The organism is Moraxella bovis (assembly GCF_025985205.1).
GTDB lineage: Bacteria > Pseudomonadota > Gammaproteobacteria > Pseudomonadales > Moraxellaceae > Moraxella > Moraxella bovis.
Genome location: NZ_CP087840.1, coordinates 2,338,359 through 2,364,360 on the forward strand (window position 1 = coordinate 2,338,359; position 26,002 = coordinate 2,364,360).

Here is a 26,002-nt window from a genome sequence, read left to right on the forward strand (position 1 = left end):
TGTTATCAGTAAGTAAACACAGCCATCACACGACGGTTAAGCTGACGACCTTCAGCAGTGTCGTTAGTGGCACGTGGTCTTAGTTCTCCATGACCTTCGGTGGTAACAACCGATTCGTCAACACCATAGGTCTTAACCAATACATCCTTAACCGCCTTGGCACGACGCTCAGATAGAGCTTGGTTATAAGCCTCACTGGCACGGCTGTCGGTATGACCTTCGATGACTACAGTAGCATGTGGATGCTGTTGCATAAAATCAGAAACACGTTTAATCTCTTCGTGATACTTAGATTTGACAAAGTGTTTGTCGGTATCAAAAAGCACTTCGAGCTCGATGGCAAGCGTTCGCTTCGCTGGAGCTTCAACGATAGGAGCTGGAACTGGTTTTGGCGGTGGTGGCGTGGCAGGTGCTGGGCAGTTTGGTACCACACGGCTGATTTGGTGTGCTTGACGGTTGGTGTTTTCTAGAAGTGCTTTAGCACTGTCATTATCAACCTGTTTTAGAGTAGATTTGCCCTGCTCATCCACTTCTAGATAGAAATAGTATGTTGCACCACCGGCTAGGTTGTGCGTCTGGTTATTAATATATAAGTCATTGTGTTTAACACCAGTGATGTCTGAGCTTAGTACGTTAATGCCAGCACAGGAGTAAACTTGACTGTGATTACCTGGTTGCAGACTTACCTGAAAACGGTCGTTAACAGCAATATTGGTACTGGTTTGTAGCGGATCAAGGTCAGCTTGACGAATAAAAACCAAGTTAGTGGCATTGTCTGGGACATTGGCATTAATAACACTGTCTGCATCCACACTCGCTTCTTTATGCCATTTAACATGACCGACAGCTTTTGTATTTTCCTTATCAATAATACGAACAGCATGAGCCGTGGTTGTGCCACACATCGCACCGAGCATGGCTAGACACAAGGTAATTTTAGTAAATTTCATAATCTCTCCTGTGAGAATTAATAACAATTCTTGTTTCTGGTGTCATAAAAAGATTGAAGATGATATAACACAAACCTTGCCTATAGTTTAGCACAAACCACCAAATCAGGCTTAATGTTGACACCATAAAAAAGTACAGTCATCGTAATTTTTTGTGTTTTATTTTGATATAAAATAACAAAATAAAACAATTGTCTGTCAAAAAACGATTGTATTTATTAGTACCGCAAGATTCATGCCAATCTATGTAACATTCTACAGATATAATATTAAGAAAATGTTACCAGTTCGCAATAAAACTACTTCTATTATTGCAAACACAAAAGTCATTACCGACTAGCCTGCAATGACTTCATGAAATCAACAACCATCTAAGCATGCCTGACTTTGGTGTTTGTAATGATGATAGCAAAGGATACATCTGACCTTTTCATCATATCTTTAGGACACCATCAGACAGACACACTACTTACATCACAAAACAAAATAACAAACCAACGGTTCAATGCCCACCTTTGACTTTTTTAAGCATCACCACCAACGCCACAACCAGACAGCCTGCGATAAAGCCCACCACGCCATTATAGATGGTCTCGGTCAGACCGTCAAACATGCCCGAAAAGTGCGACAAATGCTCGGCTTGATGATGTAGTATATCCACGCCATGCACCAAAATACCGCCACCAACCAAGAACATGGCAAGCGTACCTGCGATAGATAGGAATTTCATGAGTTTGGGGGCAAAGGCAAGGAGCAGGTTACCCATTTTTTGTTTGGCAGGGTCAGGTTGTGCCGCCCAATGCATACCCACATCGTCCATTTTGACAATCATCGCCACCAGTCCGTACACCCCCACTGTCATCAAAATGGCAATGGCAGATAGTGCCAAGGCTTTGATCATAAAGGTCGTCGCTGTCATTACCCCAAGCGAGATAACCACAATCTCTGCCGACAAAATAAAGTCGGTGCGAATCGCTCCTTTGATTTTGTCCTGCTCCAACGCCACCAAATCTTCATCGTTGGCGTTGGCTTCTAGGCGTGCCTGATGAGCGTCTTCATCGTCTAAGTCATGGGGTAAGAGCTTGGGGGCGAATTTATGAATGACTTTCTCTGAGCCTTCATAGCACAAAAACAGCCCACCAATCATAAGTAAAGGTGTGATGAGCCACGCCGCCACCGCACTGATGGCAAGAGCTGCTGGCACAAGGATACATTTATTGATAAATGACCCCTTTGCCACCGCCCACACCACCGCAAGCTCACGGTCGGCACGCACGCCTGTTACTTGCTGGGCGTTTAATGCCAAATCATCGCCCAACACACCTGCCGTCTTTTTGGCGGCGACCTTTGTTAATATTGACACGTCATCTAGCAAGGTTGCAATGTCATCTAGTAGTATCAGCAAACTGCCTGCCATAGTTACCCTATTGCCTGTCTTAATAAAGAGCGTAGTTTAGCATAAGCCACCAAACTTTCCTTAGTGATTTTGTAGTTTTGCGGCATTTTTGACTGGCAAAACAAAATACTGATTTTGATTTTTTTAATCAATAAAATCATTAGGCAAATTGATAAAGTTTGGTATAATAACCCTTTTTTCTTTTATCATTTATCATCATGACCATCAAACCCACCCTATCACACACCGCTTTAACCGTCGCCATGACCGCCCTACTGCTGGTCGGGTGCAACCAAGACAACAAAACGAACAACAAGAAAACGGACAGCACGGCAACTGCCACTGACCAAACCCAAGAAACAAGCACCGAGCCAGTGGACAACACCCCTGCCCAAAATGACGACCCCAACCATCAGCCCGATGTCGCCCTTGCTCTACAAAACAACCTAAACAAATCAGGTCTGAACGCTCAGGTTCAGTCCGTCGTCCCAACCGACATGCCCGAGATGTACTGGGCGACTTTGGATGGCGTTTCGCCATTTTTTGTTGATAAAACTGGCACGTACGTCATTCAAGGTGCGGTCATGAAGCTGGGCGATGGCAGACCTGTGGACATCAGTGGTGCCATGATGTCAAAAGCGGTCGTCTCCGAGCTACAAGCCGTGGACAAATCTGAAATGATTATCTTCCCTGCCAAAGGCGAGACCAAAGCGTCCATCTATGTTTTCTCAGACCCCACTTGTCATTATTGCCAACTTCTACACAAAGAGATTGACCAAACCAATGCCGCTGGTATCGAAGTTCGCTATCTGGCATGGCCTCGTGGCGAGTCTATGATAGGTCTGACCGAGAGCGTGTGGTGTAGCAGTGACCGCCAAACCGCCCTAAGCAATGCCAAACAAGGCAAAGACGTCACCGCTCCAAGCTGTGACAACCCCGTGCGAAAACACATGGTACTCGGTCATAAGCTGGGCGTGTCAGGCACGCCTGCCATCTTTGCCGAAAATGGAAAACAGCTTGGGGGCTATCTGCCATCGGCTGAGCTTGCCAAAGAGGCTATTGCCAACCGTTGATGGTTAATTTATAAATAACAAACAAAAGGGCTCGGTTTTAGCCCTTTTTTATAAGATTTTAAAAACAAATCACCACACTCATCAAATCCCATCACCTGTTACAATTTTTACAAAAAATTTTGACAAAACCCATAAAAATTTTTACAAACCCCTAGCATAAGCCATGAACTTATGATAAGTTAAGCAATTCGGTTTTACCGTCAATTTTTGTTATAGATAACCAGTTGGGGCATTCATGAAAGATAAAATTAACATTGCGGTTTTGGGTCTGGGAACAGTTGGTACAGGCGTGGTCAACCTACTAAAAGACAACGCCGTTGAGCTGTCTCGCCGTAGCGGTCATGACATCTGTATCACTCACGTCGGCACAAGGAGGCGGCGAGATGACATTGACCCTACCATCAAACAAAGCGATGATTTGATGTCAATCGCCGCCGATGATGATGTGGACATCGTCATCGAAGTGATTGGCGGTAAGAGCGTCGCCAAAGACGTCATCATCCACGCCATCGAACACAAAAAACACGTCGTCACCGCCAACAAAGCCTTACTTGCCGAACATGGCAATGAGATTTTTGGGCTTGCCGAAGAGCATGGCGTACAGGTGCGTTATGAAGCGGCGGTGGCAGGTGGCATTCCGATTATCAAAATCATCCGTGAAGCCCTAGCCGCCAACAAAGTGGACTGGGTGGCAGGCATCATCAATGGCACGGGCAACTTTATCCTAACTGAAATGCAACAAAAAAACCGTCGTTTTGGCGACGTACTAAAAGAAGCCCAAGCCCTAGGCTATGCCGAAGCTGACCCCACCTTTGACGTTGAAGGTATTGACGCCGCTCATAAGCTGTCCTTGTTGGCATCGATTGCCTTTGGCATTCCTTTGCAGTTTAACAAAGTGTACTGTGAAGGCATCACCAAAATTAACTTGCAAGACGTGGTCTACGCCAAAGAGCTTGGCTACACCATCAAGCATCTCGGCTTTGCGTTTCGTCGTGAACACGGCTTTGAGCTACGTGTCCATCCCACGCTCATCCCCAACAGCACCCTACTTGCCAATGTCAATGGCGTAAAAAATGCCGTCATGGTAGACGCTCACCCGCTGGGGCAGTCGTTGTATTATGGCGATGGTGCAGGAGCGGGGGCGACGGCATCGGCAGTCATGGCGGATGTCATGGATTTGATTTATGTCATCAATGCCAACACCCCAAGCGACGTACCACATTTGGCGTTCGTCCCCGAAGAGCTGTCCGACACTCGCATCCTATCTAGCGATGAGATGACCTGTGGCTACTATCTGCGCTTGACGGTCAAAGATGAGCTGGGCGTACTGGCTGACACCACTCGCATTCTGAGTGAAAACGGCATTAATATTGATGCCATCATGCAACGTGACGCTCACAAATCAGGGCTTGTACCTGTCATCATCTTGACCTTGCCCGTACTTGAATCACAGATGAACAAAGCCATCAAAGAGATAGAAACCCTTGGGGCGGTCACCGAGCCTGTGGTGCGTATCCGCCTAGAAAGTTTAGAATAATAAAGCCAAACCACAAATGGCAGAGTGCAAGATTGCAAATTGTCAATTCCCTACCATTTGTGGCATAATAGCATTATTTGAATAGTCATCCGTTAGGAGTTCTCATGAAAGCCAAATTATTTACCGCCATCATCAGCACAAGCCTACTACTTAGTGCCTGCGGGGGTCATAACAACCCAAAAGCCGTGGACAAACTAGAAGAAGCCGAGGCAAATGCCAAAGCCAACGCCCCAAAAGCCGAAGAAGTGAAATTTGACGACCACGGACAGCCCACAATGGGTGGTGTTGGTGGAGCGTCAGATGCATCGGTCGCCCCCGCTACTGATGTAGCAGAAACCACCACAGCCACTCCTGAGACGACAGAAACGGCGAAGCCAGCAAGCACAAAGATGGCAGAGACCATGGCTGTTGCCGAAGCTCCTGCCCCCGCTGAAACAGCAACAGCAAAAGAAACCGCTCCTGCCGACACCGAAACCAAACAATAATCATAAAAATACCGCCTGTCACAAGCAGGCGGTATTTTCTTTATGGCATTCTCTTATAAACTTAACGTCTTTGCTCCACCACAAGCGAATCAATGCCGTTATTACTCAATCTTCTGCTGGCAGACAGTGCTTCTTCCTTAGAGTTCATGGTATTGGAGATGACTTGATACAGCTCCATGCCGTCATCCACACGCTTGATGACCCGAGCATCTATACCCGACATCATGACCTCAGCACGCATGCGGTCAGCTTCATCGGGGTTGTCATAACTGCGAATTTGTAAGATATAAGTATTCTTATGAGCCGTTATCTCAATGTTGCCAGAAGTTGACTCACCTTCATAGGTAGCATCTTCTTCGGTGATGGCTATTTCCGTCTCGTTAGTACCACTTACATTGTCATTCTCTTGATGGCTGTCAGAAATGACCACCGCATCAGGCTTAACCTCAGGTTGCTCAGTTATGGTCGCCTCATCTGTCACTGGCTCACCCCCTGCCACATTCTCCCCTGTATGAAATTCCCGTGTTGGTAGCACTTCATAAAACTCATAGTTATTTGCTTGCTCTTTTTGTGGCAATGGCTCAACTTTGGTAGGCGGATTGACTTCTACCTCTGTCTTAAAACTATCAAACAAAGGCGATAAGTATAAGAAAAATCCTATCATCACCGCAATCACCGCCCCCACAAACATCCAAAGCAGGCTGATAAGCCCTGATGACGTACGAACTTTTTGTTCACGACTGATTGGTTTGTTATAAGGTCTTTGGGGCATAGAATACCTTTTTATGGTTGTTTGTGGTTGGCTATTTATTTTTTGGTAAATACTTTTAGTATAATCATTTTTTTAAAAAATTTTTATAAAAATATTGTAACATTTTTTAACGCATGTCATCTAAGGACAAAACTTGTTAAGCTCGCCTGCCATTTTGCCAAAAAATACCCAAAACCCCAAAAGCTGATAAACTTTTTGGGTTTTGGGTAAATCACACCACAAGATGCCCAACAGAATATTAGGGTATTTTTATTTTAAGCCTTTAACTGGCGTTCCATCTCATCAAATTCGCCCATAATCTTGGCACTGGGCGGTGGGGTCAAAAGTGAGACAACCACGGTCGCAATGGTACTCAGCACAAAGCCAGGCATGATGGAATAAATGGCGTCATTGGCAGGCTGTCCGCCAATCGTAATACCCCCATACACCCAGACGATGACGGTCAATGCCCCGACAATCATGCCTGCCAAAGCCCCTTGGTAGTTCATGCGTTTCCACATAAGCGAGAGTAGCACCAACGGACCAAACGCCGCCCCAAAACCTGCCCACGCGTGCGAGACCATCTTTAACACCGAGCTGTCTTTGTCCCCTGCCAGCATAATTGCAAGCACCGCCACCAGTACCACCGAGATACGCCCGACCATGATTTGACGGGATTCGGACGCTTCTTTATCCAAAAACAGCTTGTACACATCACGGGCAAGAGAGCTTGACACCACCAGTAGCTGACTAGAAATGGTACTCATAATCGCCGCCAATATCGCCGCCAGCAAGAAGCCACCGATGAGCGGATGAAACAAAAGCTGTGAGAACACCAAGAAAACTGTCTCAGGGTCATCTAGGTTCATGCCCTTATTATGGATATATGCCACGCCCGACACACCAACAAACAATGCCCCAATCAAGCTCAATATCATCCAGCCCATGCCAATACCGCACGCCACAGGCACGTCCTTAACCGAGCGAATCGCCATAAACCGCACGATGATGTGTGGCTGTCCAAAATAGCCCAGACCCCACGCTGCTAGCGAAATCGCCCCCATGACACTCACGCCACTCATGATGTTAAACAGCTCAGGGTTCACAGAACGTGCCACGTCCATGCCAGCACTGATACCGCCGATTTCATTGAAGGCGACAAACGGCACCAGCAGCATGGCAATGAGCATAATCACCCCTTGGACAAAGTCAGTCAAGGACACCGCCAAAAATCCGCCAAAGAGCGTATACGCCACGACCACGCCTGCCGTCACCCACAGACCCAAGCCATAATCAAGCCCGAGCGAGCTTTCAAAAAGCTTACCGCCCCCAACCAGACTTGCCGCCGTATAGACCGTAAAGAACATGATGACCACGATGGCAGAAACCATACGAAGTAGGTGCGTTTTATCATCAAAGCGATTGGCAAAAAAGTCGGGCAAAGTAATGGCATTACCTGCCACTTCGGTGTACACACGCAGACGTGGGGCAACGAGCAGATAGTTGGCAAATGCCCCGACCGTCAGCCCCCCTGCTATCCACAAACTCACAATGCCTGACGCATACATATAACCAGGTAACCCCAGCAGTAGCCAGCCCGACATATCAGACGCCCCCGCCGAGAGTGCCGTTACCGCAGGCGATAAGTTACGCCCACCGAGCATATAGCCTTCGACATCTTTTTTTTGTTTAAAATAGGCATACACCCCAATGGCAATCATGCCCAAAAAATAAATTGACAGCGAAATCCATACGCCCGCCCCGCCTGATGTTACAGCATCCATGACACACTCCTTACATTGTTTAACAAAAAAGTAACAAGCGATTATAACAAAATTAAATTCATTTGCAAATGGGGTGCACCTTATTTAAACGCTTGTTATTTTTATAAAAATTATCAGGTATTAGCAAATGCTTTGGCTGATTTGCAAAAACCACTTGCCACATCGCCCAAACTGGCTTATAATAGTTCGCCATTTTGCAAATTCTTTTGCACTTTTGTATGATGATTGGTCGAAAATCATCATTTTTGTAGCCTTTTAATATAGGAAATCCTTATGAGCTATACTCTAACTACGGTAGCACGTGCTGCCGACGAGCAGGGCAAAGGTTCGAGCCGCCGCCTGCGTAAAGCCAATCTTATCCCTGCCATCGTTTATGGCGGTGATGCTAAGCCACTATCTGTGAGCGTTAAGCTAAACGAACTGGTGAAAGCCCTACAAGACGAGAGCTTCTTTTCAAGCGTGACCACACTTGCCATTGATGGTAATGACCAAGAAGTCATCATTAAGGCTCTACAACGCCACCCTTCAAAAGGCACACCACTTCACGTAGACTTCCAACGTGTTGTTCGTGGTCAAACCATGCACTTTACCGTGCCTGTACACTTCACTGGTACTGCCAAAGGCATTAAAGCAGGTGGTATCCTACAAACCAACGTGACCGAGCTACACATCAACTGCTTGCCACGCCAACTGCCAGAAGCCATCGAAGTGGACGTGACCGACCTAGAAATCGGCGACCTACTACGCTTCTCTGACATCAAACTTGCCGATGGCATTACCATCATTGAGCTTGACAGCAACGCCACCGACCGTGTTGTGGTTAGCGTACAAGCACCGACCGTTTCTGCTGACAGCGAAACCAACGAAGAGAGCACAGACGCTGAATAAGTCGTCACTCTCAACAAAAGCCAATGGGTCATCTATTGGCTTTTTGTTTATTTCATCATCTATGGGGCAATCATGATAAAACTCATCGTCGGTCTGGGCAATGTCGGTGCAGAATACAAAGACACTCGCCATAACGCAGGCTTTTGGTTTGTGAACGCTTTGTGCGACAAATTTGGCATCACGCTCACCCATGACAAAAAATTCCATGGCAGTGTCGGGCGTGGCACGATACACGGACAAGATGTCCGCCTACTGACCCCTGATACATTCATGAACCGCTCAGGACTGGCAGTCGCCCCCCTTGCCAAATTCTATAACATCGCCCCCCATGAGATACTCATCGCTCATGATGAGCTTGACATCTCGGCAGGTAGCCTACGCCTAAAAAAAGGCGGGGGGCATGGCGGACACAACGGCTTAAAGGACATCGCCCCCCACATCGGAGCGGACTTTTGGCGACTGCGTGTCGGTATTGGCAGACCTGCTCACTCATCACGGGTCAGCGGTTGGGTACTGTCAAAACCCACGTCCGATGACCGCATTAGTATAGATAAGGCGATAGAGTGTGGCATTGACGCCTTAGAGCTACTCATCAAAGGCGATGAACAAAAAGCCATCAGTCTTGCCAATGGGTTTAAGCCAACATGAGTGTTTTTGCTCATTTGTTCGCCCACCCTGTCCGTCTGCTCGCCCCGATGGAGGGCTTGACCGACCCACTCATGAGACAGATTTTGACACAGATTGCTCATGATTTGGGTCGCCCTTATGATTGGTCAGTGAGTGAGTTTATTCGTGTCACGCATTATCCCTTGCCTGCCCATGTGTTCTATAAATATGTGCCAGAGCTACTCACGGACGGTAAGACAGCAAGTGGCACGCCCATTCATGTTCAGCTACTGGGCAACAACCCTGACACCATGAGCCAAAGTGCCGTTACAGCGGTGTCGCTTGGGGCGTGTGCGATAGATTTAAATTTTGGTTGCCCTGCCAAAACGGTCAATAACCACAAAGGTGGTTCGGTACTGCTTGATGAACCTGATACGCTGTACGCCATCATCTCTGCCGTGCGTGGGGCTGTCCCCGCTCATATTCCTGTATCGGCAAAAATCCGCCTAGGCTATACCGATATGGGCAAAATGAGCGACATCGGGCAAGCGGTCAAACAGGCGAATACAAGCTGGCTTACCATTCACGCCCGCACCAAAGTACAAGGCTACAAGCCCCCTGCCTATTGGGACAAAATCGCCCCTTTTACCGAGCTTGGTTTGCCCATTATTGCCAATGGCGAGATTTGGAATGCGACTCACGCCCACGACTGCATCCGTCAGGCGAACACGCCACATCTTATGCTAGGGCGTGGGGCAGTCACTCGCCCAGACCTTGTGGCGAGTATTGAAAATACAGACAAAACCTTGACATGGGCGGAGCTAATCCCCCACCAAATCGCTTTTTTGAATGACACCACCGACAACCAAAGCGGACTCATCGGTCGCTATAAACAATGGCTCGGTATGCTTACCAAAGGCTATGATGAAGCAAATAAACTGTGGGATATTGTCAAAAAAGAAAAGGACAAGGCACAGATTATCTCGCACTTATCGCAGTCGGCGCCTGCTTAGCTGACAAACCCAAAATAAAAGGGCAATCATCAAGACCGCCCTTTTATTTTATTATTACGCCATTCTCAATTTTGTATAAGTGATTGATTTATCAAGGGCGAATGTAATTCACCCCTATAAATAAAAAATAATTACTGGAGAATCAAAAAGTTGCTATTTTAAGTTGAGAATGAAGTTGTTAGTAATTACAGTTTTTAACCCTTAATCCGCTCAATATTGACCCCAAGCGATTTAAGTTTGCTCTCCACATTATCATAACCTCTATCAATGTGATAAATGCGGTCGATGATACTCTCGCCATCGGCACACGCCGCCGCCATGACAAGCGACATGGACGCACGCAAATCGGTTGCCATAACAGGAGCAGGCATAAAGCTATCCACGCCCGTAACAATGGCGGTATGTCCGTCAATGCGGATATTTGCCCCCATGCGGTTTAGCTCAGGGACGTGCATAAAGCGGTTTTCAAAGATGTTTTCAATAATGGTACTCGTGCCGTCCGCCAAACAGCACACTGCCATGAGCTGGGCTTGCATGTCGGTGGGAAAACCGGGGTGGACTTGGGTGCGAATGTCCACCGCCTTGGGTCTGCCTGTCATCACAGCACGAATCCAGTCATCACCTGTGGTAATGGTTGCCCCCATGGCTTCAAATTTCTTTAGGACAGAGTGCAAAAGCTCAGCCGATGTGTTGGTGGTCAAGACATCGCCTTCACTCATCAAAGCCCCAGCCAGATATGAACCCGTCTCAATGCGGTCGGCAATCACGCTGTATTCACAACCGTGCAAGCTCTCCACACCTTCAATAATCATGGTCGGCGTACCAATGCCGTCAATCTTTGCCCCCATGGCGACAAGCATATTTGCCAAATCCACCACTTCTGGCTCACAGGCACAGTTTTCAAGGCGAGTTGTACCACGAGCCAGAGACGCTGCCATGATGACATTCTCTGTACCGCCAACGGTTACCATGTCAAAGGTAAAATCACAACCTATCAGACGTCCGCCAGCAGGGGCTTTTGCTTTGACATAGCCATTTTCTACACTAATGCTCGCTCCCATGGCTTCAAAGGCTTTTAGGTGCTGATCAACAGGGCGTGAACCGATAGAACAGCCCCCTGGTAAGGAGACTTCGGCTTCACCAAATCGCCCAAGCAACGCCCCAAGCACCAAGATAGATGCACGCATGGTACGCACCAGCTCATACGGAGCATAATAGTTGGCAACGTGGCGAGCGTCTGCGATGACGGTGTTGCCTTCTTTTTTGATGGCAACGCCCATGCCAGCGATGAGCTTGATGAGTGTGTCGGTGTCTTTTAGGGTGGGGACGTTGTGTAGCACCGTCTCGTCATTGGGCAGTAGCATACCTGCCAATAAAGGCAGGGCAGCGTTTTTTGAGCCAGAAATGGCAACTTCGCCTGCGATACGGGTTTTGCCGATGATTTTGAACTTATCCATGATTATCCCTTTTTGGCTTCGTATTCGGCAGGTGTCAAGGCATGAATGGTCAAGGCGTGCATCGCTCCGCTTTGGATGTGCGGATTGGCAATGGCATATACCACCTGTTGGCGTTGCACCAGACGTTTACCGTCAAAGCTGTCATCCACGATAAGCACTTCAAATTTATTGCCTTGATTGACCGCTTGAATCTCAGCACTTGGAAAATGGGGGCGTAATAAGGCGATCAGGTCATCTGCATTCATAAAAAAATCTCTATATTTTGGGCGATATTATCGCCATCAAATCATGTTACCGATAAAAAAGTAAAAACGGGTTATTATATCAAATTTCCCGCTTTTACAGTAGGGCGTGTTGAATATTTATATTTGCAATGAAAAATGAGAAAAATCGCCCGTTTTTCAAGGAAAAAACTTGAGGCTATAGTCATTTTATCAGACCAGTTTTTGACGCAGAAAAACAAGATTTAGCCATTTTTCATGCAAAATATCTTTTTATTTTACAATTTTTTAAAGTTTAAATTGTGTTATAAATATTCGGCACGCCCTAACCACATTGTTAAAATTTGTTGGTTAGGGCTTGCTGGTATTGTTATACAGATTCACATAGCTTGATGTTGGGTTACCTTCCATTCTGATCACAGGAATATCACGATTTTGTGTGCCGTGATTATTCACAGGGTAATTATTTGCAGGATAGTTATTTACAGGGGTATTAATGGGATAATTATTGACAGGTGCATAACCCGTATTTGGCTGAGTTGGCACAGTCGGTGCAATTTGCGTGTTGGGGTACATGCTCTGCGGATAGCTCGTGGTTGACACAGAGTTAGTAGGCACGTTCGGATAAACAGGACTAGCAGGTGTATTAACAACTGCATTGCCACCATAGACCATGCCCCCCGCGTTGGGATTGTCATCAATGGCGACATTCTCGCCTGTCAAAGCAAGCAGAGCTGATGTATCGCCATCTATGCGTGTGCCAAGCATTCGCACCCCTTCTATGTCCTGCACCGATGAGATAATATTAACAATCGTCTGCTCTTGCTGAGCGGTCAAAAATCCGACCACATACGCCATGTTGTCTCGCACCACCAGTTTGTACTGCGACGACCTGATACCGCCTGCACTCACGATTTTGGCGATGATTTTTGATTTTAGGTAGTTTTCGTGCAGGGTGTGGCTTTGAGCCTTGGGCGTATTGGTTACGGTTAGATTGTCATACACTTGCTTGACATCATTAATCGACGCCACCATATTCGCCACGTCTGCCTTGACCTGCTGGCTTGGTACTTCGCCTGTCAGCAGTACTTCACGGCGAAAACTGTCAATGGCAATGCGTACATTATTCTCACTCACATCCCTAATGTTGGTCAGATTCTTATAACTGGTGCGTTCGATGGCTTCATCGCTGATACGCTCGGGGATGGTGCGGTACATGGCAGGCACGCCATAATAGCCTGTGCTGGCGTTGGTGCTGGTATTGGCGTTTTGGGTGGCACAGGCGGTCATGAGCATGGCGGTGGCAATCACGCCCACAAGCACTTTAATAGATGGTAAAGACGACATGGATGCTTCCTAATAATCGGTTTGGCTCTCATTCTACCAAAAAGGCGTTTCTTAGCCAATGGGTTTTTGTCTGACTTTCATTACTTTTTTGTCCTGCCTGCCCTATTGGTGGCACATCAAAGGCAATCACATCAAATCGATATGCCAAGGCTTGCTTTTGACTGGTAGTGAGTCCAAGATTTTGCAAAAACTCATCGCCATACGCCAAAAAATGCTCAGCCGTCTTGATGATTTTGTTTTGTTTGGCACGTGTTACCGTCTCTATCGCCTGCCCATAGCGAGCATTGGGGCTTATCTTACGCATTTTGACTTCCACAAACACAAGCGTCGGACACACCCCGCCTGCCTGCCGTGGCTCATCATGATAAGCGATGATGTCAATCTCGCCTGTGCGATGTGCGGTGTAGTTGGTCGTGATGATGGTCAGCCCCTGCTGTCTCAAAAACGCTTGGGCGAGCTGTTCATAATGGTCTCCAAGAGTTCTCATGGCGTACTCACTCAAATGGGCTAGCATAACAAATTTTACAAAACCTAAACTGTAAAATAAACCCCCGTTATTTACAGTATTAAGGTAAAATACTGCAAATGAACATACACAAAAACACAAGACTGCTTCCCCACCATAGGAAAGCCATTTGAACTGCTTACCATAAGAACAAGCAATCAGTGACTTCACTGGCACTCGAGTACAAAGTATCAAGACCTACCATTTACAAGGTCTTAAAACTTGCTCGCATTAAACTCCTTAAGCCTCAAACCAGTACCAATAATCGCTTTAAACAAGCCAAGTATGGCATTAAACGCTTGGCTAAGGTTGAAAAATCCATTCAAGACAAACTCAAAAGGCAAGCCAAGCGATACAACAAGTCCTATTTTGGTGAGATGGTTCATGTAGATGCCAAACGCTTACCTTTACTTAAAGGACAAAGTACAAACAGTCCTAGAGAATATCTGTTTGTTGCCGTAGATGACTATTCTTGTGAACTGTATGCTGCCATACTGCCTGACAAAACAGCCTTTGGTGCAGCACAGTTTCTGGTAGAGCAAGTGATAGAACCTTGTCCTTACCAAATTGATGTTATTTACTCTGACAATGGCACTGAATTTAAAGGCACAACACAGCATGAATTTGTCAAAGTATGTTATGATAACCACATCAACCAAAAATTTACCAAAGTAGGCAGACCACAAACCAATGGCAAAGCTGAACAGGAGATACGAACATTAATAGAGCTTTGGCATCATCAACATGAGTTTGTCAGCAGTGAACATAGAAAGCAAGAATTAACCAGATTTCTTAATTTCTATAACACTGTTAGACCACATTCATCTTTAACCAAAAAAGATGAGATTACAGGAAAAACTTTGACTTTTACGCCTTATGAATGGTTAGAGTTTTATTTTAAACAAAGTGTAAATAACGGGTGAGGTTTTTACAGATAATTTATAAATATAAAAAATAAATATATTGGTTTTATTGATAGCTTTATTATTTATCAAGGAATTTTACAGTTTTTCAATACAAATTTAAACAACAAAAAGCCCAAACCTTTCGATTTGGACTTTTTGAAATTTGGAGCGGGAAACGAGATTCGAACTCGCGACCCCAACCTTGGCAATGTCAGCCACCAAAGTCGCCTAGATAACCTTAACCCTTAAAAACAAGCCATAACAAGCATTTATGGTTTGTTTTTTTGTAAAAATTATTTGCCAATAAAGGTAATTTTAAGTAATATTGTAAGATATTATCACATCAATCACTCTATCAATGAGGACTAGTCATGGTAGCAGGTTCAGAAATTAAAATAAATGAGCATGGTGTATTCATTACCACACCGAAGATTTTCAAAGTCAAAGCAGAGACAACAAAGCTTCTGGAGGGTGAGCAGGTACCCATGCCCAACTTGCCCTTCTTACCCAAGCTCTACACGCTGTGTTTTTACTTTACCAATGATGATAATGTGCCATATGCTCATACTACTTATACTGCCCACAATAAAGTAACGGGCGAGCTATTCGAGGGGATTACTGACGATAAGGGCAAGACACAAGTGTTTTATACAGACTCCCAAGAGGATATCGAAATTCATCTAGATATTTAAGGAGTTATTATGTTGCAAAAAGAATATAAAACCACCACCGCCAGCACAGCGACAGATGCTCCGACTTGCAAGGTGGTCATCTCTGGTGTCCCTCGAAAATTTTTGGTACATTTTCGCAAACCTCTTGTTGATGACCCTTGGGGTTCTGTGAGCGAGCAAGTGCAAAACTTTGGTTTTGACTGGCTTCGAGATGAGTACATCCATGACATCGTCTCTGTCCTAGAAAATAACAATGAGCCCACACGCTTATACAGGGGCGATATTGACAAACTTAAAAAAGAATATACCCATCTTTGGTTTGATGACCCACAGCCTGTCGAGGTTTTAAGTAGGATTAAGACCTGCGGTGTCGATGAATATATCCCATCATGGCTGGCAGTATTTGCTGAGAAGCATAAGCCCGAAGGCGTAACACACACCCATGCTAAACTCCATCTACAGATAGACCAAGAGGCAGTAGACATGGATAGACCACTTGCCAAAGATGGCACGGTACTGATATTTACCCCCAGTGATGATGGTGTTGAGATTTATTTTAGAGACAAGTCTAGAGACAAGAACATTCTAAAGGTGCCACTGGAGATATTTTTGGAAAAAGGTCAACTCACCCGTCCTTTGGGCAAAGACACCTCCATTAAATACTATGCCGACCCAACCAAACAGCTTACCATCAAGGTCAAAACCCCCAGTGATAAGGTTCGCCATATCTTGGTAACCGCCAAACATAATAATCACAGCCGAGATGTTGGTGTTCTACTCATCTATCCCAATCATGAGATACCCGCCGCACACATTCAAGTAGTGCAATTTGCCATGATACCAAACAGCTACGCCATGCCAGAGCTTAGATATCAGGATAGACTAAGATCAGAAGCCTTTGGTCAGGCACTTATCAATCTAACCTTTGAGAGTAAGGTTTTTAACATGAGGCTTCATGAAAAAATACACACACGCCACCATCAAAGAGAGATAGAAGAGTTTTTAAAAAAATACGAATGTAGAAAAACCAGAACAAATAGCTACCCAAATCTGTTGGCTTTTAATAACACTCCTATAGATCGGCAAAATAGGTCAAATTTTGACTTGGATGTTCGGCAGTTATTTGAGCAACTGTATCCCAATACAGCACTACAAAGCAGTGCCATCTATGGCCACTGGACGGAGAGCAATCAAAATAAAACTACCCATCTCATATTTACCGATGTCAAGCCTGTTACCATGAATGTGGCAGTACCAACCTGCGAACCTGACGAGACAGGAAAAATACCTTCCACAGAGTATATTCATTCAGATAGCAGTGTTACTGGTGCCATTGGCGGTGTTGTAACACCACGCCCCTTTACAGAAGATGAAATCTCTTGTGGTTGTTTTGCAGGTATTCCTAACGACAAGTTATTAAACCAAGCCGATTATGTCAGTGGCAATACCGCCATCATCTATGCTGTCGCACAAAATGATATTTATGCGATATTTCACGAGCTTGGACACAGCTTTGGTCTGCCTCATACTTTTGACAAGCCACCAGAATTAGATAAACTCAAAGCCAGCAAAGGACATCTAGACGAGAGCCACGCCAAAGCCATCCTAAACCACTTTCCCACATATCAGTTTTATCAAGGATATACAGATAATGTGATGGATTATGAGGGGAGAATACCGTCATCTAAAACTCAACGAGATAAAGAAGCACCAGAGTATCCAACAGTCAATGAATATTCAGGTAAAATGAATTCTCTGTTTAAGTGGCAATGGAATATCCTCCGTGCTGACAGAAGCCTAACCATTCCCAAGAATAAGGAGTTATGATGAAATACTTTATCGCCACGCTATTTGCTCTTATCCATACAACTGCCTTTTCGGCACCACCTTATGAGTCAGCAGATTATTATAGCGAAAAACATTGCACTCCTAAGCATACATTTGAATATGACTATATACCGCCTCCACCTGTATACATAGGCATACCCCATGACAGAAAAGTTAAACTGATGTCTTTTGATGAATTCTTGACCCGTTTTGAAGTATCTTTGGATAAACATACAGATGAGCTGAGTCGTTGGGTTGTAAAAGAAAATAAAGCTCACATCATGCAGTTTAACGAATTAAACAGCTATCTTTATATCGGTAGAAGCCATGGCATGGTTCACTATTTACAATATTACATGCGTCATGAAACAGAAAAAGATAAGAAAAGAACGCATACTTTATCCGACGATGACAAAATGGCAATGATAGAAACCATTAATTTGGTTGTTCAAGACCATCAAAAATCCCAAGAAATATTAGACGAACTCTATAAAAGATATTTAGGGCGATTAGAGCTTGTTGTCGATGGATATATCTCTGTTTTTTTAGAGCATGATGGGAAGTATTTTTCTTTAAGGGGTATTAACACTCATTATCATCCTATAAAAAGATGTAATTTTAAAGTAGTGTATGCCTTATCTATTCTTTAAATGGCAATGGAATATCCTCCGTGCTGACAGAAGCCTAACCATCCCCAAGAATAAGGAGTTATGATGAAATACTTTATCGCCACTTTATTTGCCTTTATCCATACAACTGCTTTTTCAGCACCGCCTTATGAGTCAGCGGATTACTATAGTGAGACGCATTGTGTGCCAAAATGGCAAGTGCGGCATAATTATATACCCCCAACTCCGTATATCGGCATACCTGACGATAGGGAGGCTGAACTGATGTCTTTTAGTGAGTTTTTATCTCGCTTTAATGTGTCTTTAGATAAACATACAGATGAGCTAAGTCGTTGGGTTGTAAAAGAAGGTATTAGTCATATTATGCATTTTAAGGAATTAAATAGTTATCTTAGTATTGATAGAAATAATGAAGTGGTTTACCGTTTAACATATCTCTCGTCAGATGATGAAAATACCAAAAAACACAATTTAACCAATCATGACAAAATGGCAATGATAGAAACCATTAATTTGGTTGTTCAAGACCATCAAAAATCCCAAGAAATATTAGACGAACTGTATAAAAGATATTTAGGTCAGTTAGAGCTTGTTGTTGATGGAGAGATTATAGCTTTTCTCGAATATAATGGTAATTATTTTTATTTAAGAGGCGTCAATACCCATTATCATCCCATAGAAAGATGTAACTTTCAAGAAATATATGCCTTAACCATTCTTTAAATGGCAATGGAATATCCTCCGTGCCGACAGAAGCCTAACCATCCCCAAAGAATAAGGAGTCATCATGAAATACTTTATCGCCACTTTATTTGTCTTTATCCATACAACCGCTTTTTCAGCACCGCCTTATCAGTCCGCCGAACATTATCATGCTGGAACTTGTGATTTTTATAGCACGCTCATTTTTCCGCGGACACCGCCTTATATTGGTATACCCCTTGATAGAAATGTAAATCTTATTCCTTATCAAGAATTTATGGAGCGTCTAGAACCTGTTTTAGGTCAATATATAGACCCAAGAAGCCGTTGGGCTGAGAGTGAGGGTTTGCAACAATTTTTGGCTTTAAAGGATTTTGGTAGTGAATTGTATCTTTTTAAGAAAAACAAAAATATTTATAAAATCAGCTATATTACATCAAATACTATAGATATTGAAAATCAAAATCTGAGCAATTCTGACAAAATGATGATTTTGGATACAATTAATATTTTTGTTCAAGACCACCAAAAATCCCAAGAAATATTAGACGAACTCTATAAAAGATATTTGGGACAGTTAGAGCTTGTTGTTGATGGATATATCTCTGTTTTTTTAGAGCATGATGGGAAGTATTTTTCTATGAAAGGTTATAATATAAATTACCATCCGATAGAAAGATGTAACTATAAAATTATTCACTCAATTAGTATCGAATGAATGTACATTAATGTTTTAAATTCTGCTCTATTTTTTTGCACCAACAGAAGTCTAACCATCCCCAAAGAATAAGGAATCATCATGAAATACTTTATCGCCACGCTATTTGCTCTTATCCATACAACTGCTTTTTCAGCACCGCCTTATGAGTCAGCAGATTACTATAGTGAGACGCATTGTGTGCCAGAATGGCAAGTGAGATATAATTATTTCTCTCCACCTGTATACACGGGCATACCTCATGACAGAAAAGTTAAACTGATGTCTTTTGATGAATTCTTGACCCGTTTTGAAGTATCTTTGGATAAACATACAGACGATCTAAGTCGTTGGGTTGTAAAAGAAGGTAAAGATCACATCATGCAGTTTAACGAATTAAACAGCTATCTTTATATCGGTAGAAGTCATGGCATGGTTCACTATTTACAATATTATATGCGTCATGGAACAGAAAAAGATAAGAAAAGAACGCATACTTTATCCGACGATGACAAAATGGCAATGATAGAAACCATTAATTTGGTTGTTCAAGACCATCAAAAATCCCAAGAAATATTAGACGAACTGTATAAAAGATATTTAGGTCAGTTAGAGCTTGTTGTTGATGGGTATATCTCTGTTTTTTTAGAGCATGATGGGAAATATTTTTCTTTAAGGGGTATTAACACTCATTATCATCCTATAAAAAGATGTAATTTTAAAGTAGTGTATGCCTTATCTATTCTTTAAATGGCAATGGCACATCCTCCGTACTGGCAGAAGTTCAATGACACCAAACATCCATCATTTGCTTCCACCACAATTATGATTTGGTTGTGGACTTTTGGTGAGATATTTTGTTATGATATTGCTTTTAAGCCACCAAACAAGGAACCGATATGTCTCAAATCAACCGCTCTGCTTTATTTGCCAAACTAAATACATCACTATATAAGAGCCTTGAAAGTGCTTTTATGTTTGCCAAGTTGCGTGAAAATAGGTATGTTGAACTCTCCCATTGGATATATCAAATATTACAAATGGACGATACGGATTTACGATTCATAGAGGGTCATTTTGAACTAAATCACGACTATCTAATAAGCGACATTGCAAACCACTTAAAAACCCTAAAAACAGGCTATGAACAGGTCAGTGACTTCTCTGATGACGTCATGACACTCATTGAAGAGTCATGGCTGTACGTCTCCATAAACTTTAATCAAACACGCATCACCACAGGTCATCTTATTTACACACTGTTAGAATCCAACCAGTTTAAACACCAACTTCTTAGAATCAGTTCCGAATTTGGCAAAATCAATACTCAAAAGCTGTATGACGACTACAACCAAATATGCCAACATTCCATTGAAAAACCCACAGCTCAGGAAGTCTCCTTGTCACCCAGTGACCCAACGGGGCAATCTGCCTTGGCACGTTTTGGCACCAATCTTACCGAGCAGGCACGACAAGAGAAGTTAGACCCCGTTACAGGCAGGGATAACGAAATCCGCCAAATGGTGGATATACTCTCTCGCAAAAAGCAGAACAACCCATTATTGACTGGTGAGGCTGGTGTAGGAAAGACTGCTGTCGTTGAAGGTCTTGCTCTAAAAATTGCTCAAGGCGATGTGCCAAACCACCTAAGAGAAGTTGAAATCATCTTACTTGATATCGGTGCACTCAAGGCAGGAGCAAGTGTCTCTGGTGAGTTTGAAAATCGCCTAAAAGCAGTTATCAAAGAAGTCCACCAAAGTCCCAAGCCTATCATCTTGTTCATTGATGAGATTCATACATTAGTGGGTGCTGGCGGTGCTGCAGGTACAGGCGATGCCGCCAATCTTTTAAAACCCGCTTTGGCAAGAGGCGAGCTTCGCACCATTGGTGCAACCACATGGTCAGAATACAAAAAATATTTTGAAAAAGACCCCGCACTTACCCGAAGATTTCAAGTCATTCAAGTGCCAGAACCCAACCAAAAAGTGGCAACTGATATGCTAAGGGGCTTGGTGGACAGACTAGAATCCCATCATCAGGTACTCATCTTAGAAGATGCCGTGCAAACTGCTGTCAAATTCTCAGCTCGCTATATTCCTGCACGACAATTGCCAGACAAAGCTATTAGCATTCTTGATACCGCTTGTGCTAGGGTTGCCGTCAGCTTAAACAGCACCCCCCTGTCTATCACCACCAAAGAAGAAAGCATAAAATCCATCGAACAGCAGATTCACCAGCTTCAAAAACAACAAGAATCAGGCTACCTAACCGATGGCGATGTCATTGCACAAAAACAGCAACAAATCCAAGCCATACAGTCAGAGTTGGATGTTATCAATGCACAATATCAAGACCAAAAACAACTTGTCGAGGCACTTCATGCAATCAGAGCATCCATAACCTCATCGGATGATGATAAACCAGAAGAAATAAAAGCCCTCAAGGCAGAGCAACAAGCACTTATCACAAAACTTCAGACCATACAAAAACAAGAGACATTGGTTCATCCTGTGGTAGATTCTCATCTCATCGCTCAAATCATTGCTGAATGGACAGGCATTCCCATTGGAAAAATGATGGATGATGAAGTGCAAAAAATCCTTCATTTATCAGAAACGCTCAACCAACGAATCATCGGTCAGCCTCATGCAACTGATATGATAGCCAAACGCATACAGACCGCCAGAGCCAATCTAGACAACCCCAACAAACCGATTGGCGTCTTTATGCTAACAGGACCCTCTGGCGTGGGCAAAACCGAAACCGCCCTCGCACTGGCAGACATCATGTATGGCGGTGAACAAAACCTCATTACCATCAACATGAGTGAATACCAAGAACCTCATACCGTCTCCACGCTTAAAGGTGCCCCTCCAGGATATGTCGGCTATGGTGAAGGTGGCGTACTGACTGAAGCCGTTCGCAGACGTCCTTATAGTGTTGTCCTGCTAGATGAGATAGAAAAGGCTCATCCCGATGTTTATGAGATTTTCTTTCAGGTCTTTGATAAAGGATTTATGGAAGATGGCGAGGGTCGCTATATTGACTTCAAAAACACCATCATCATCCTAACCACCAATGTCGGCTCAGAGCTTACCCTAACTTTATGTCAAGACGAGCTTCTAAAACCCGATATAGAAGGACTGGCTACGGCATTAAGAGAGCCTCTATTGCAGACTTTTCCGGCGGCACTTTTGGGTAGAATCCAAAACATTCCCTACTACCCACTCAATCACGAGATGATGTCACACATCATCACCCTGCAACTAAACAAAGTCATCAAACGCATGCAGGATAATCATAACATCACATTAAGCCATGATGATGCCGTCATCACCCTCATCGCCAACCGCTGTCAAGAAATAGAGTCAGGCGGTCGTATGATTGATGCCATCATCACCAATCACATCCTGCCCATGATAAGTCATGAGATACTTTTATCTATCGGCAATCCTAGTCCCATAAGAAACATGACATTGACCGTTGTTGATAATGAATTTAAACTTACCATTGATAGACACACTCAACATGAAGACATCCCATGCCCCTAACCCGTTACTACATCCTAGAAAACGACACCACCACAGCAGGCGGTATCGTCCAGACAACCACCAATCCCATTGTCTTTAATGTAGATGGCAAAAAGCAAAGCTGTATCGGCGATGATGTCTGGTGTTCTGCTTGTCAATCAATGGGCAAAATTGTACCAACAGGTCCAAGATTGTCTTTTTCTTTGGGTGGGGCAATGCCTGCTTTAAATGATGATTTGTGTCTATGCAAATGCACTCCACCACCAAAACTTGTGCATTCACAGACAAGTTTTAAAGAGATTATTGATGATAATAGACTTGCCCAATATCGCCAAGCACAAGCACAGTATCGCCAAGCAAAATTACAAAACAATCTAACCAGCACCAAGGCTAACGATAACTTGCCAAACTTTACCGTGCATTTTAGAAGACCTGATGATTATCAAGGGAGGTATGGGTTTGATTGGTTAAGAGATGAGTATATTTATCCTTTGGTTGAGGTTAATAGCAAAAAACAGCGATTATTTCAAGGGTTGGATATTAAAAACTTAATTGGCGAATATCGCAAATTTAAAACGCAATCCATAAAAGAATTGGATAATATAGACAATCCAAACTATACCCCTACTTGGCTAACCCTATTTGCCCCGACCAATTCTGTTGGTGTTAGTCAAGTCTCATTAAAGTTGCGTATAGATTCAGATGAAACCAATCCGCAATCTTTAACCGATAATGGTATAGCCTTATCTTTTGAGTGTAGTCAAGGACTGCAGATAGCCACACCTACACTATCATTGGGTCAAGCTTTATCACAAATGACCAAACAACAAATCCATTTTGATGATACCATTCTTATTCAAGAAGCTTGAATTATCAAACCAACTGCAACACTTCATCAAAATAAACCTCATAAGGTGTTTTCCAGTTTAAACACTTTTTGGGTCTATGATTGGGTTCATTTACTTTACTGATAATATCGCTTTCATGCCACTTGCTTAAATCTTGATGCTTAGGGAAATATTCTCTAAGCAGTCCATTGGTATTTTCATTGCTTCCCCTATCCCAAGGGTGTCTTGGTGGGGGAAAGTAAAACTCTACATTTAACTGCTGACTGATTTTTTCATGATAAGCAAACTCTTTGCCTCTATCAGGGGTAATTGTATGGACTTTTACATCCTTTAATAAATCAATCATTGCAGTTTGTACATGTTCTGCCCTCTTGGCAGGTAATCTTCTGCACCACAGATAACGGCTTTTTCTATCTACTAAGGTGAGTAGACAATGACCACCAGAGATACCTAAGACAGTATCCGCCTCTATGTCACCTGTCCGCTCTCTTAAATCAGCCATCTTTGGACGTTCTGATAATTCATGACTGATCTTAATTTTACCACGCTTTTCATCATGAGTCTTAGCATGTCTTGTCTTACCTTTATGGCGTAGCTTACGACGTGCCAATCTGCCACCTTCATCAAACCATCCATGATAAATGGCTCGATAAATTGTATTGGCACTTATTTGGTGTTTTGTATTCTCAAGCCTAAGACGATTGCTGATTTGCTCTGGAGACCACCTGTGACTCATAAACTTATCATGCACCAACTGATATAACTCTTTGTCATCTAATTTAAACTTAAGTTTGCATGCTTGACGTTTTTTATCATAGTTTATCTGAGCCGTGTTAGCGCTATACGCTTGGTTTAACTTACAATTTCTTGATATTTCTCTTGAAATTGTTGAGCAAGAACGTCCTAACATGCTTGCGATTTTACTGGGCTTTATGCCTTGTGCAAGCATTAACATTATCTTTTCTCGTTCATTTATGCTAAGATGTTTGTAGGTGTTCATGGTTACTTTTTTATTTGTGTGGTAACAATATTATCAGTAATGATGAACATCTTTTCATTTGTTGCGGTTGGATTGTATGTTTAAGGGTTAATACTGTAAATAACGGGGGTTTATTTTACACATAGTCTTCTAAATATTTTTGATAAAACTTATCAAACATCTGCTCAGATTTTTGTTTATCATCGGTAATGATGTTAAGTAAAGTGACAACCTTTTGGCGTTCCCCATCGTAAATATAGGGGGTATATTTTTCTAGGCTGTCCCGATATTGGACGGAAAAAAATAATATTCCATTCTAACAAGCCTATCGGAACAAGCATCAAATCCTTTGCTAGCCTTTTTTCATTATTTACCAAATCTTGTGCATGATATTTTTCAACACGCTCAAAAAAGCTTCTCTATTTTCAAACAATGCTCTGCCCTTATAACACTCTGGTGGGCCTGCAAATGCCACATTAAAACACAGTGCCATAAGTGGTATGATAAACAGTTTAAGATATCTCATTTGGCTACTCCGATGGATTTGGTTAAATTGATGTCGTTGTGTATTTTAGTCCATTGCTATTTAAAGAGTGAGCATAATCATCGCTCTGACCTCCTTCTAATATCAATCCAATAAATTCCAGTATTGACATCTTTATCATGCCCCTGTAATCTACCGTGAAAATTAATAATAATATCGTCATAAATATATTGGGAGCCAATATAGCACCAATAGTCATAACATTCTTGCTTGGTTTGACTTAAAAAATCACGATATAGTTTATAAAAAATAACCTCAGCCTCTTTCTCGTTATCGGTAGCAATCTTAATTAAGGTAATAACTCTGTCTTTTTCAAAATCAAATATTAGATGCTCCTCAGGGTCTTTATCATAAAACAATGAAAACTCCTGCGGAATACGACCGCCACTATTTACCACCTTTGAGTGTTCAAAATATCCAAGAAAAAAGTATCGTAGCCCAACACTAAAAGGGATATCAGGTGACACATAATGCTCATCAAAATAATAATTTGAACCGCTTATTAAGCCATATTCAATAAAATTTTTATCATCATATTTTTCAATGCGTTCTACAAGCTCCAAATCAGTTAAAAATATAGGGAGATAACGACCAGCGTAACTTATTTGTGAATAAACACAAAACGCAAAAATACATAATAAATGGGTGAATTTCATA

Annotated in this window: 25 protein-coding genes; 15 read left to right on the plus strand and 10 right to left on the minus strand. The window is 43.1% G+C overall.

Annotated features, from left to right (window positions below):
• Nucleotides 1-5: 5 nt before the first annotated feature.
• Nucleotides 6-950 (minus strand): OmpA family protein, encoded by a 945-nt coding sequence (locus tag LP107_RS11880; protein ID WP_078274075.1) that lies wholly within the window; start codon nucleotides 948-950, stop codon nucleotides 6-8.
• Nucleotides 951-1,452: 502 nt separating this feature from the next.
• On the minus strand, nucleotides 1,453-2,367 hold the full coding sequence (locus tag LP107_RS11885; protein WP_078274074.1) for a DUF808 domain-containing protein: 915 nt from the start codon (nucleotides 2,365-2,367) through the stop codon (nucleotides 1,453-1,455).
• Between the two features lie 197 nt (nucleotides 2,368-2,564).
• Between LP107_RS11885 and LP107_RS11890 the strand changes: the two genes are divergently transcribed.
• The 3 genes from LP107_RS11890 to LP107_RS11900 all read left to right on the plus strand — a co-directional run bounded on the left by LP107_RS11890 (nucleotide 2,565) and on the right by LP107_RS11900 (nucleotide 5,441).
• The gene (locus LP107_RS11890) at nucleotides 2,565-3,419 is read left to right on the plus strand and encodes a DsbC family protein (protein ID WP_078274073.1); all 855 of its coding nucleotides are present in this window, start codon (nucleotides 2,565-2,567) and stop codon (nucleotides 3,417-3,419) included.
• Between the two features lie 235 nt (nucleotides 3,420-3,654).
• Nucleotides 3,655-4,956: a homoserine dehydrogenase gene (locus LP107_RS11895; RefSeq protein WP_078274072.1), complete on the plus strand. Its 1,302-nt coding sequence runs from the start codon at nucleotides 3,655-3,657 to the stop codon at nucleotides 4,954-4,956.
• A gap of 104 nt (nucleotides 4,957-5,060) precedes the next feature.
• Entirely contained in the window at nucleotides 5,061-5,441 is a 381-nt protein-coding gene (locus LP107_RS11900) for a hypothetical protein (protein WP_078274071.1), read from the plus strand.
• A gap of 61 nt (nucleotides 5,442-5,502) precedes the next feature.
• Here the strand turns inward: LP107_RS11900 and LP107_RS11905 are convergent, their stop codons facing one another.
• The gene (locus tag LP107_RS11905; protein ID WP_078274070.1) at nucleotides 5,503-6,213 is read right to left on the minus strand and encodes an SPOR domain-containing protein; all 711 of its coding nucleotides are present in this window, start codon (nucleotides 6,211-6,213) and stop codon (nucleotides 5,503-5,505) included.
• Nucleotides 6,214-6,467: 254 nt separating this feature from the next.
• Complete coding sequence (gene putP, locus LP107_RS11910) at nucleotides 6,468-7,976, minus strand: sodium/proline symporter PutP (RefSeq protein ID WP_078274069.1); 1,509 nt, start codon at nucleotides 7,974-7,976, stop codon at nucleotides 6,468-6,470.
• Between the two features lie 273 nt (nucleotides 7,977-8,249).
• Here putP and LP107_RS11915 point away from each other — a divergent pair, with 273 nt between their 5' ends.
• From LP107_RS11915 to LP107_RS11925, 3 genes are all read left to right on the plus strand, one after another.
• Entirely contained in the window at nucleotides 8,250-8,864 is a 615-nt protein-coding gene (locus tag LP107_RS11915; protein ID WP_078274068.1) for a 50S ribosomal protein L25/general stress protein Ctc, read from the plus strand.
• Nucleotides 8,865-8,933: 69 nt separating this feature from the next.
• On the plus strand, nucleotides 8,934-9,512 hold the full coding sequence (gene pth / locus LP107_RS11920) for an aminoacyl-tRNA hydrolase (protein ID WP_228157857.1): 579 nt from the start codon (nucleotides 8,934-8,936) through the stop codon (nucleotides 9,510-9,512).
• Nucleotides 9,509-10,483 (plus strand): tRNA dihydrouridine synthase, encoded by a 975-nt coding sequence (locus LP107_RS11925; RefSeq protein WP_112742617.1) that lies wholly within the window; start codon nucleotides 9,509-9,511, stop codon nucleotides 10,481-10,483. The genes pth and LP107_RS11925 overlap by 4 nt, the downstream gene beginning before the upstream one ends.
• A 194-nt stretch (nucleotides 10,484-10,677) precedes the next feature.
• Here LP107_RS11925 and murA read toward each other — a convergent pair whose 3' ends face one another.
• The 4 genes from murA to LP107_RS11945 all read right to left on the minus strand — a co-directional run bounded on the left by murA (nucleotide 10,678) and on the right by LP107_RS11945 (nucleotide 13,995).
• On the minus strand, nucleotides 10,678-11,940 hold the full coding sequence (gene murA / locus LP107_RS11930; protein ID WP_112742618.1) for a UDP-N-acetylglucosamine 1-carboxyvinyltransferase: 1,263 nt from the start codon (nucleotides 11,938-11,940) through the stop codon (nucleotides 10,678-10,680).
• A gap of 2 nt (nucleotides 11,941-11,942) precedes the next feature.
• Nucleotides 11,943-12,185 carry a BolA family protein gene (locus LP107_RS11935; protein WP_112742619.1) on the minus strand — a complete coding sequence of 81 codons (243 nt, stop codon included), beginning with the start codon at nucleotides 12,183-12,185 and terminating at the stop codon, nucleotides 11,943-11,945.
• Between the two features lie 327 nt (nucleotides 12,186-12,512).
• A complete protein-coding gene (locus LP107_RS11940) occupies nucleotides 12,513-13,508 on the minus strand; it encodes a BON domain-containing protein (RefSeq protein ID WP_078274063.1) in 996 nt (331 codons plus the stop codon).
• 28 nt (nucleotides 13,509-13,536) lie between these two features.
• On the minus strand, nucleotides 13,537-13,995 hold the full coding sequence (locus tag LP107_RS11945) for a YraN family protein (RefSeq protein WP_158079646.1): 459 nt from the start codon (nucleotides 13,993-13,995) through the stop codon (nucleotides 13,537-13,539).
• 179 nt (nucleotides 13,996-14,174) lie between these two features.
• Between LP107_RS11945 and LP107_RS11950 the strand changes: the two genes are divergently transcribed.
• The 9 genes from LP107_RS11950 to LP107_RS11990 all read left to right on the plus strand — a co-directional run bounded on the left by LP107_RS11950 (nucleotide 14,175) and on the right by LP107_RS11990 (nucleotide 23,843).
• Nucleotides 14,175-14,936, plus strand: a complete 762-nt coding sequence (locus LP107_RS11950) for an integrase core domain-containing protein (protein ID WP_208624034.1) — start codon at nucleotides 14,175-14,177, stop codon at nucleotides 14,934-14,936.
• Nucleotides 14,937-15,403: 467 nt separating this feature from the next.
• Nucleotides 15,404-15,610 carry a hypothetical protein gene (locus LP107_RS11955; protein WP_162860440.1) on the plus strand — a complete coding sequence of 69 codons (207 nt, stop codon included), beginning with the start codon at nucleotides 15,404-15,406 and terminating at the stop codon, nucleotides 15,608-15,610.
• A 9-nt stretch (nucleotides 15,611-15,619) separates the two neighbouring features.
• Nucleotides 15,620-17,416 (plus strand): zinc metalloprotease, encoded by a 1,797-nt coding sequence (locus LP107_RS11960; RefSeq protein ID WP_112742651.1) that lies wholly within the window; start codon nucleotides 15,620-15,622, stop codon nucleotides 17,414-17,416.
• On the plus strand, nucleotides 17,416-18,066 hold the full coding sequence (locus LP107_RS11965) for a hypothetical protein (protein ID WP_078275402.1): 651 nt from the start codon (nucleotides 17,416-17,418) through the stop codon (nucleotides 18,064-18,066). The genes LP107_RS11960 and LP107_RS11965 overlap by 1 nt, the downstream gene beginning before the upstream one ends.
• A gap of 63 nt (nucleotides 18,067-18,129) precedes the next feature.
• Nucleotides 18,130-18,768 carry a hypothetical protein gene (locus LP107_RS11970; protein ID WP_112742652.1) on the plus strand — a complete coding sequence of 213 codons (639 nt, stop codon included), beginning with the start codon at nucleotides 18,130-18,132 and terminating at the stop codon, nucleotides 18,766-18,768.
• Nucleotides 18,769-18,832: 64 nt separating this feature from the next.
• Entirely contained in the window at nucleotides 18,833-19,465 is a 633-nt protein-coding gene (locus tag LP107_RS11975) for a hypothetical protein (protein WP_112742653.1), read from the plus strand.
• Nucleotides 19,466-19,546: 81 nt separating this feature from the next.
• Nucleotides 19,547-20,194 carry a hypothetical protein gene (locus tag LP107_RS11980; RefSeq protein WP_264676086.1) on the plus strand — a complete coding sequence of 216 codons (648 nt, stop codon included), beginning with the start codon at nucleotides 19,547-19,549 and terminating at the stop codon, nucleotides 20,192-20,194.
• Between the two features lie 149 nt (nucleotides 20,195-20,343).
• The gene (tssH, locus tag LP107_RS11985; RefSeq protein ID WP_078275279.1) at nucleotides 20,344-22,995 is read left to right on the plus strand and encodes a type VI secretion system ATPase TssH; all 2,652 of its coding nucleotides are present in this window, start codon (nucleotides 20,344-20,346) and stop codon (nucleotides 22,993-22,995) included.
• Complete coding sequence (locus tag LP107_RS11990) at nucleotides 22,986-23,843, plus strand: PAAR domain-containing protein (RefSeq protein WP_208624052.1); 858 nt, start codon at nucleotides 22,986-22,988, stop codon at nucleotides 23,841-23,843. The genes tssH and LP107_RS11990 overlap by 10 nt, the downstream gene beginning before the upstream one ends.
• A 4-nt stretch (nucleotides 23,844-23,847) precedes the next feature.
• Here the strand turns inward: LP107_RS11990 and LP107_RS11995 are convergent, their stop codons facing one another.
• Nucleotides 23,848-24,822: an IS30 family transposase gene (locus LP107_RS11995; protein WP_264676059.1), complete on the minus strand. Its 975-nt coding sequence runs from the start codon at nucleotides 24,820-24,822 to the stop codon at nucleotides 23,848-23,850.
• A gap of 582 nt (nucleotides 24,823-25,404) precedes the next feature.
• A complete protein-coding gene (locus LP107_RS12000) occupies nucleotides 25,405-26,001 on the minus strand; it encodes a hypothetical protein (protein ID WP_264676085.1) in 597 nt (198 codons plus the stop codon).
• Nucleotide 26,002 lies beyond the last annotated feature (1 nt).

Bases quoted from the DNA above. Each gene is read 5' to 3' on its own strand.
- LP107_RS11880 (WP_078274075.1), bottom strand. From the start codon at position 950: ATGAAATTTACTAAAATTACCTTGTGTCTAGCCATGCTCGGTGCGATG.
- LP107_RS11885 (WP_078274074.1), bottom strand. From the start codon at position 2,367: ATGGCAGGCAGTTTGCTGATACTACTAGATGACATTGCAACCTTGCTA.
- LP107_RS11890 (WP_078274073.1), top strand. From the start codon at position 2,565: ATGACCATCAAACCCACCCTATCACACACCGCTTTAACCGTCGCCATG.
- LP107_RS11895 (WP_078274072.1), top strand. From the start codon at position 3,655: ATGAAAGATAAAATTAACATTGCGGTTTTGGGTCTGGGAACAGTTGGT.
- LP107_RS11900 (WP_078274071.1), top strand. From the start codon at position 5,061: ATGAAAGCCAAATTATTTACCGCCATCATCAGCACAAGCCTACTACTT.
- LP107_RS11905 (WP_078274070.1), bottom strand. From the start codon at position 6,213: ATGCCCCAAAGACCTTATAACAAACCAATCAGTCGTGAACAAAAAGTT.
- putP (WP_078274069.1), bottom strand. From the start codon at position 7,976: ATGGATGCTGTAACATCAGGCGGGGCGGGCGTATGGATTTCGCTGTCA.
- LP107_RS11915 (WP_078274068.1), top strand. From the start codon at position 8,250: ATGAGCTATACTCTAACTACGGTAGCACGTGCTGCCGACGAGCAGGGC.
- LP107_RS11925 (WP_112742617.1), top strand. From the start codon at position 9,509: ATGAGTGTTTTTGCTCATTTGTTCGCCCACCCTGTCCGTCTGCTCGCC.
- murA (WP_112742618.1), bottom strand. From the start codon at position 11,940: ATGGATAAGTTCAAAATCATCGGCAAAACCCGTATCGCAGGCGAAGTT.
- LP107_RS11935 (WP_112742619.1), bottom strand. From the start codon at position 12,185: ATGAATGCAGATGACCTGATCGCCTTATTACGCCCCCATTTTCCAAGT.
- LP107_RS11940 (WP_078274063.1), bottom strand. From the start codon at position 13,508: ATGTCGTCTTTACCATCTATTAAAGTGCTTGTGGGCGTGATTGCCACC.
- LP107_RS11945 (WP_158079646.1), bottom strand. From the start codon at position 13,995: ATGAGAACTCTTGGAGACCATTATGAACAGCTCGCCCAAGCGTTTTTG.
- LP107_RS11955 (WP_162860440.1), top strand. From the start codon at position 15,404: ATGCCCAACTTGCCCTTCTTACCCAAGCTCTACACGCTGTGTTTTTAC.
- LP107_RS11960 (WP_112742651.1), top strand. From the start codon at position 15,620: ATGTTGCAAAAAGAATATAAAACCACCACCGCCAGCACAGCGACAGAT.
- LP107_RS11965 (WP_078275402.1), top strand. From the start codon at position 17,416: ATGAAATACTTTATCGCCACGCTATTTGCTCTTATCCATACAACTGCC.
- LP107_RS11970 (WP_112742652.1), top strand. From the start codon at position 18,130: ATGAAATACTTTATCGCCACTTTATTTGCCTTTATCCATACAACTGCT.
- LP107_RS11975 (WP_112742653.1), top strand. From the start codon at position 18,833: ATGAAATACTTTATCGCCACTTTATTTGTCTTTATCCATACAACCGCT.
- LP107_RS11980 (WP_264676086.1), top strand. From the start codon at position 19,547: ATGAAATACTTTATCGCCACGCTATTTGCTCTTATCCATACAACTGCT.
- tssH (WP_078275279.1), top strand. From the start codon at position 20,344: ATGTCTCAAATCAACCGCTCTGCTTTATTTGCCAAACTAAATACATCA.
- LP107_RS11990 (WP_208624052.1), top strand. From the start codon at position 22,986: ATGCCCCTAACCCGTTACTACATCCTAGAAAACGACACCACCACAGCA.
- LP107_RS11995 (WP_264676059.1), bottom strand. From the start codon at position 24,822: ATGAACACCTACAAACATCTTAGCATAAATGAACGAGAAAAGATAATG.
- LP107_RS12000 (WP_264676085.1), bottom strand. From the start codon at position 26,001: ATGAAATTCACCCATTTATTATGTATTTTTGCGTTTTGTGTTTATTCA.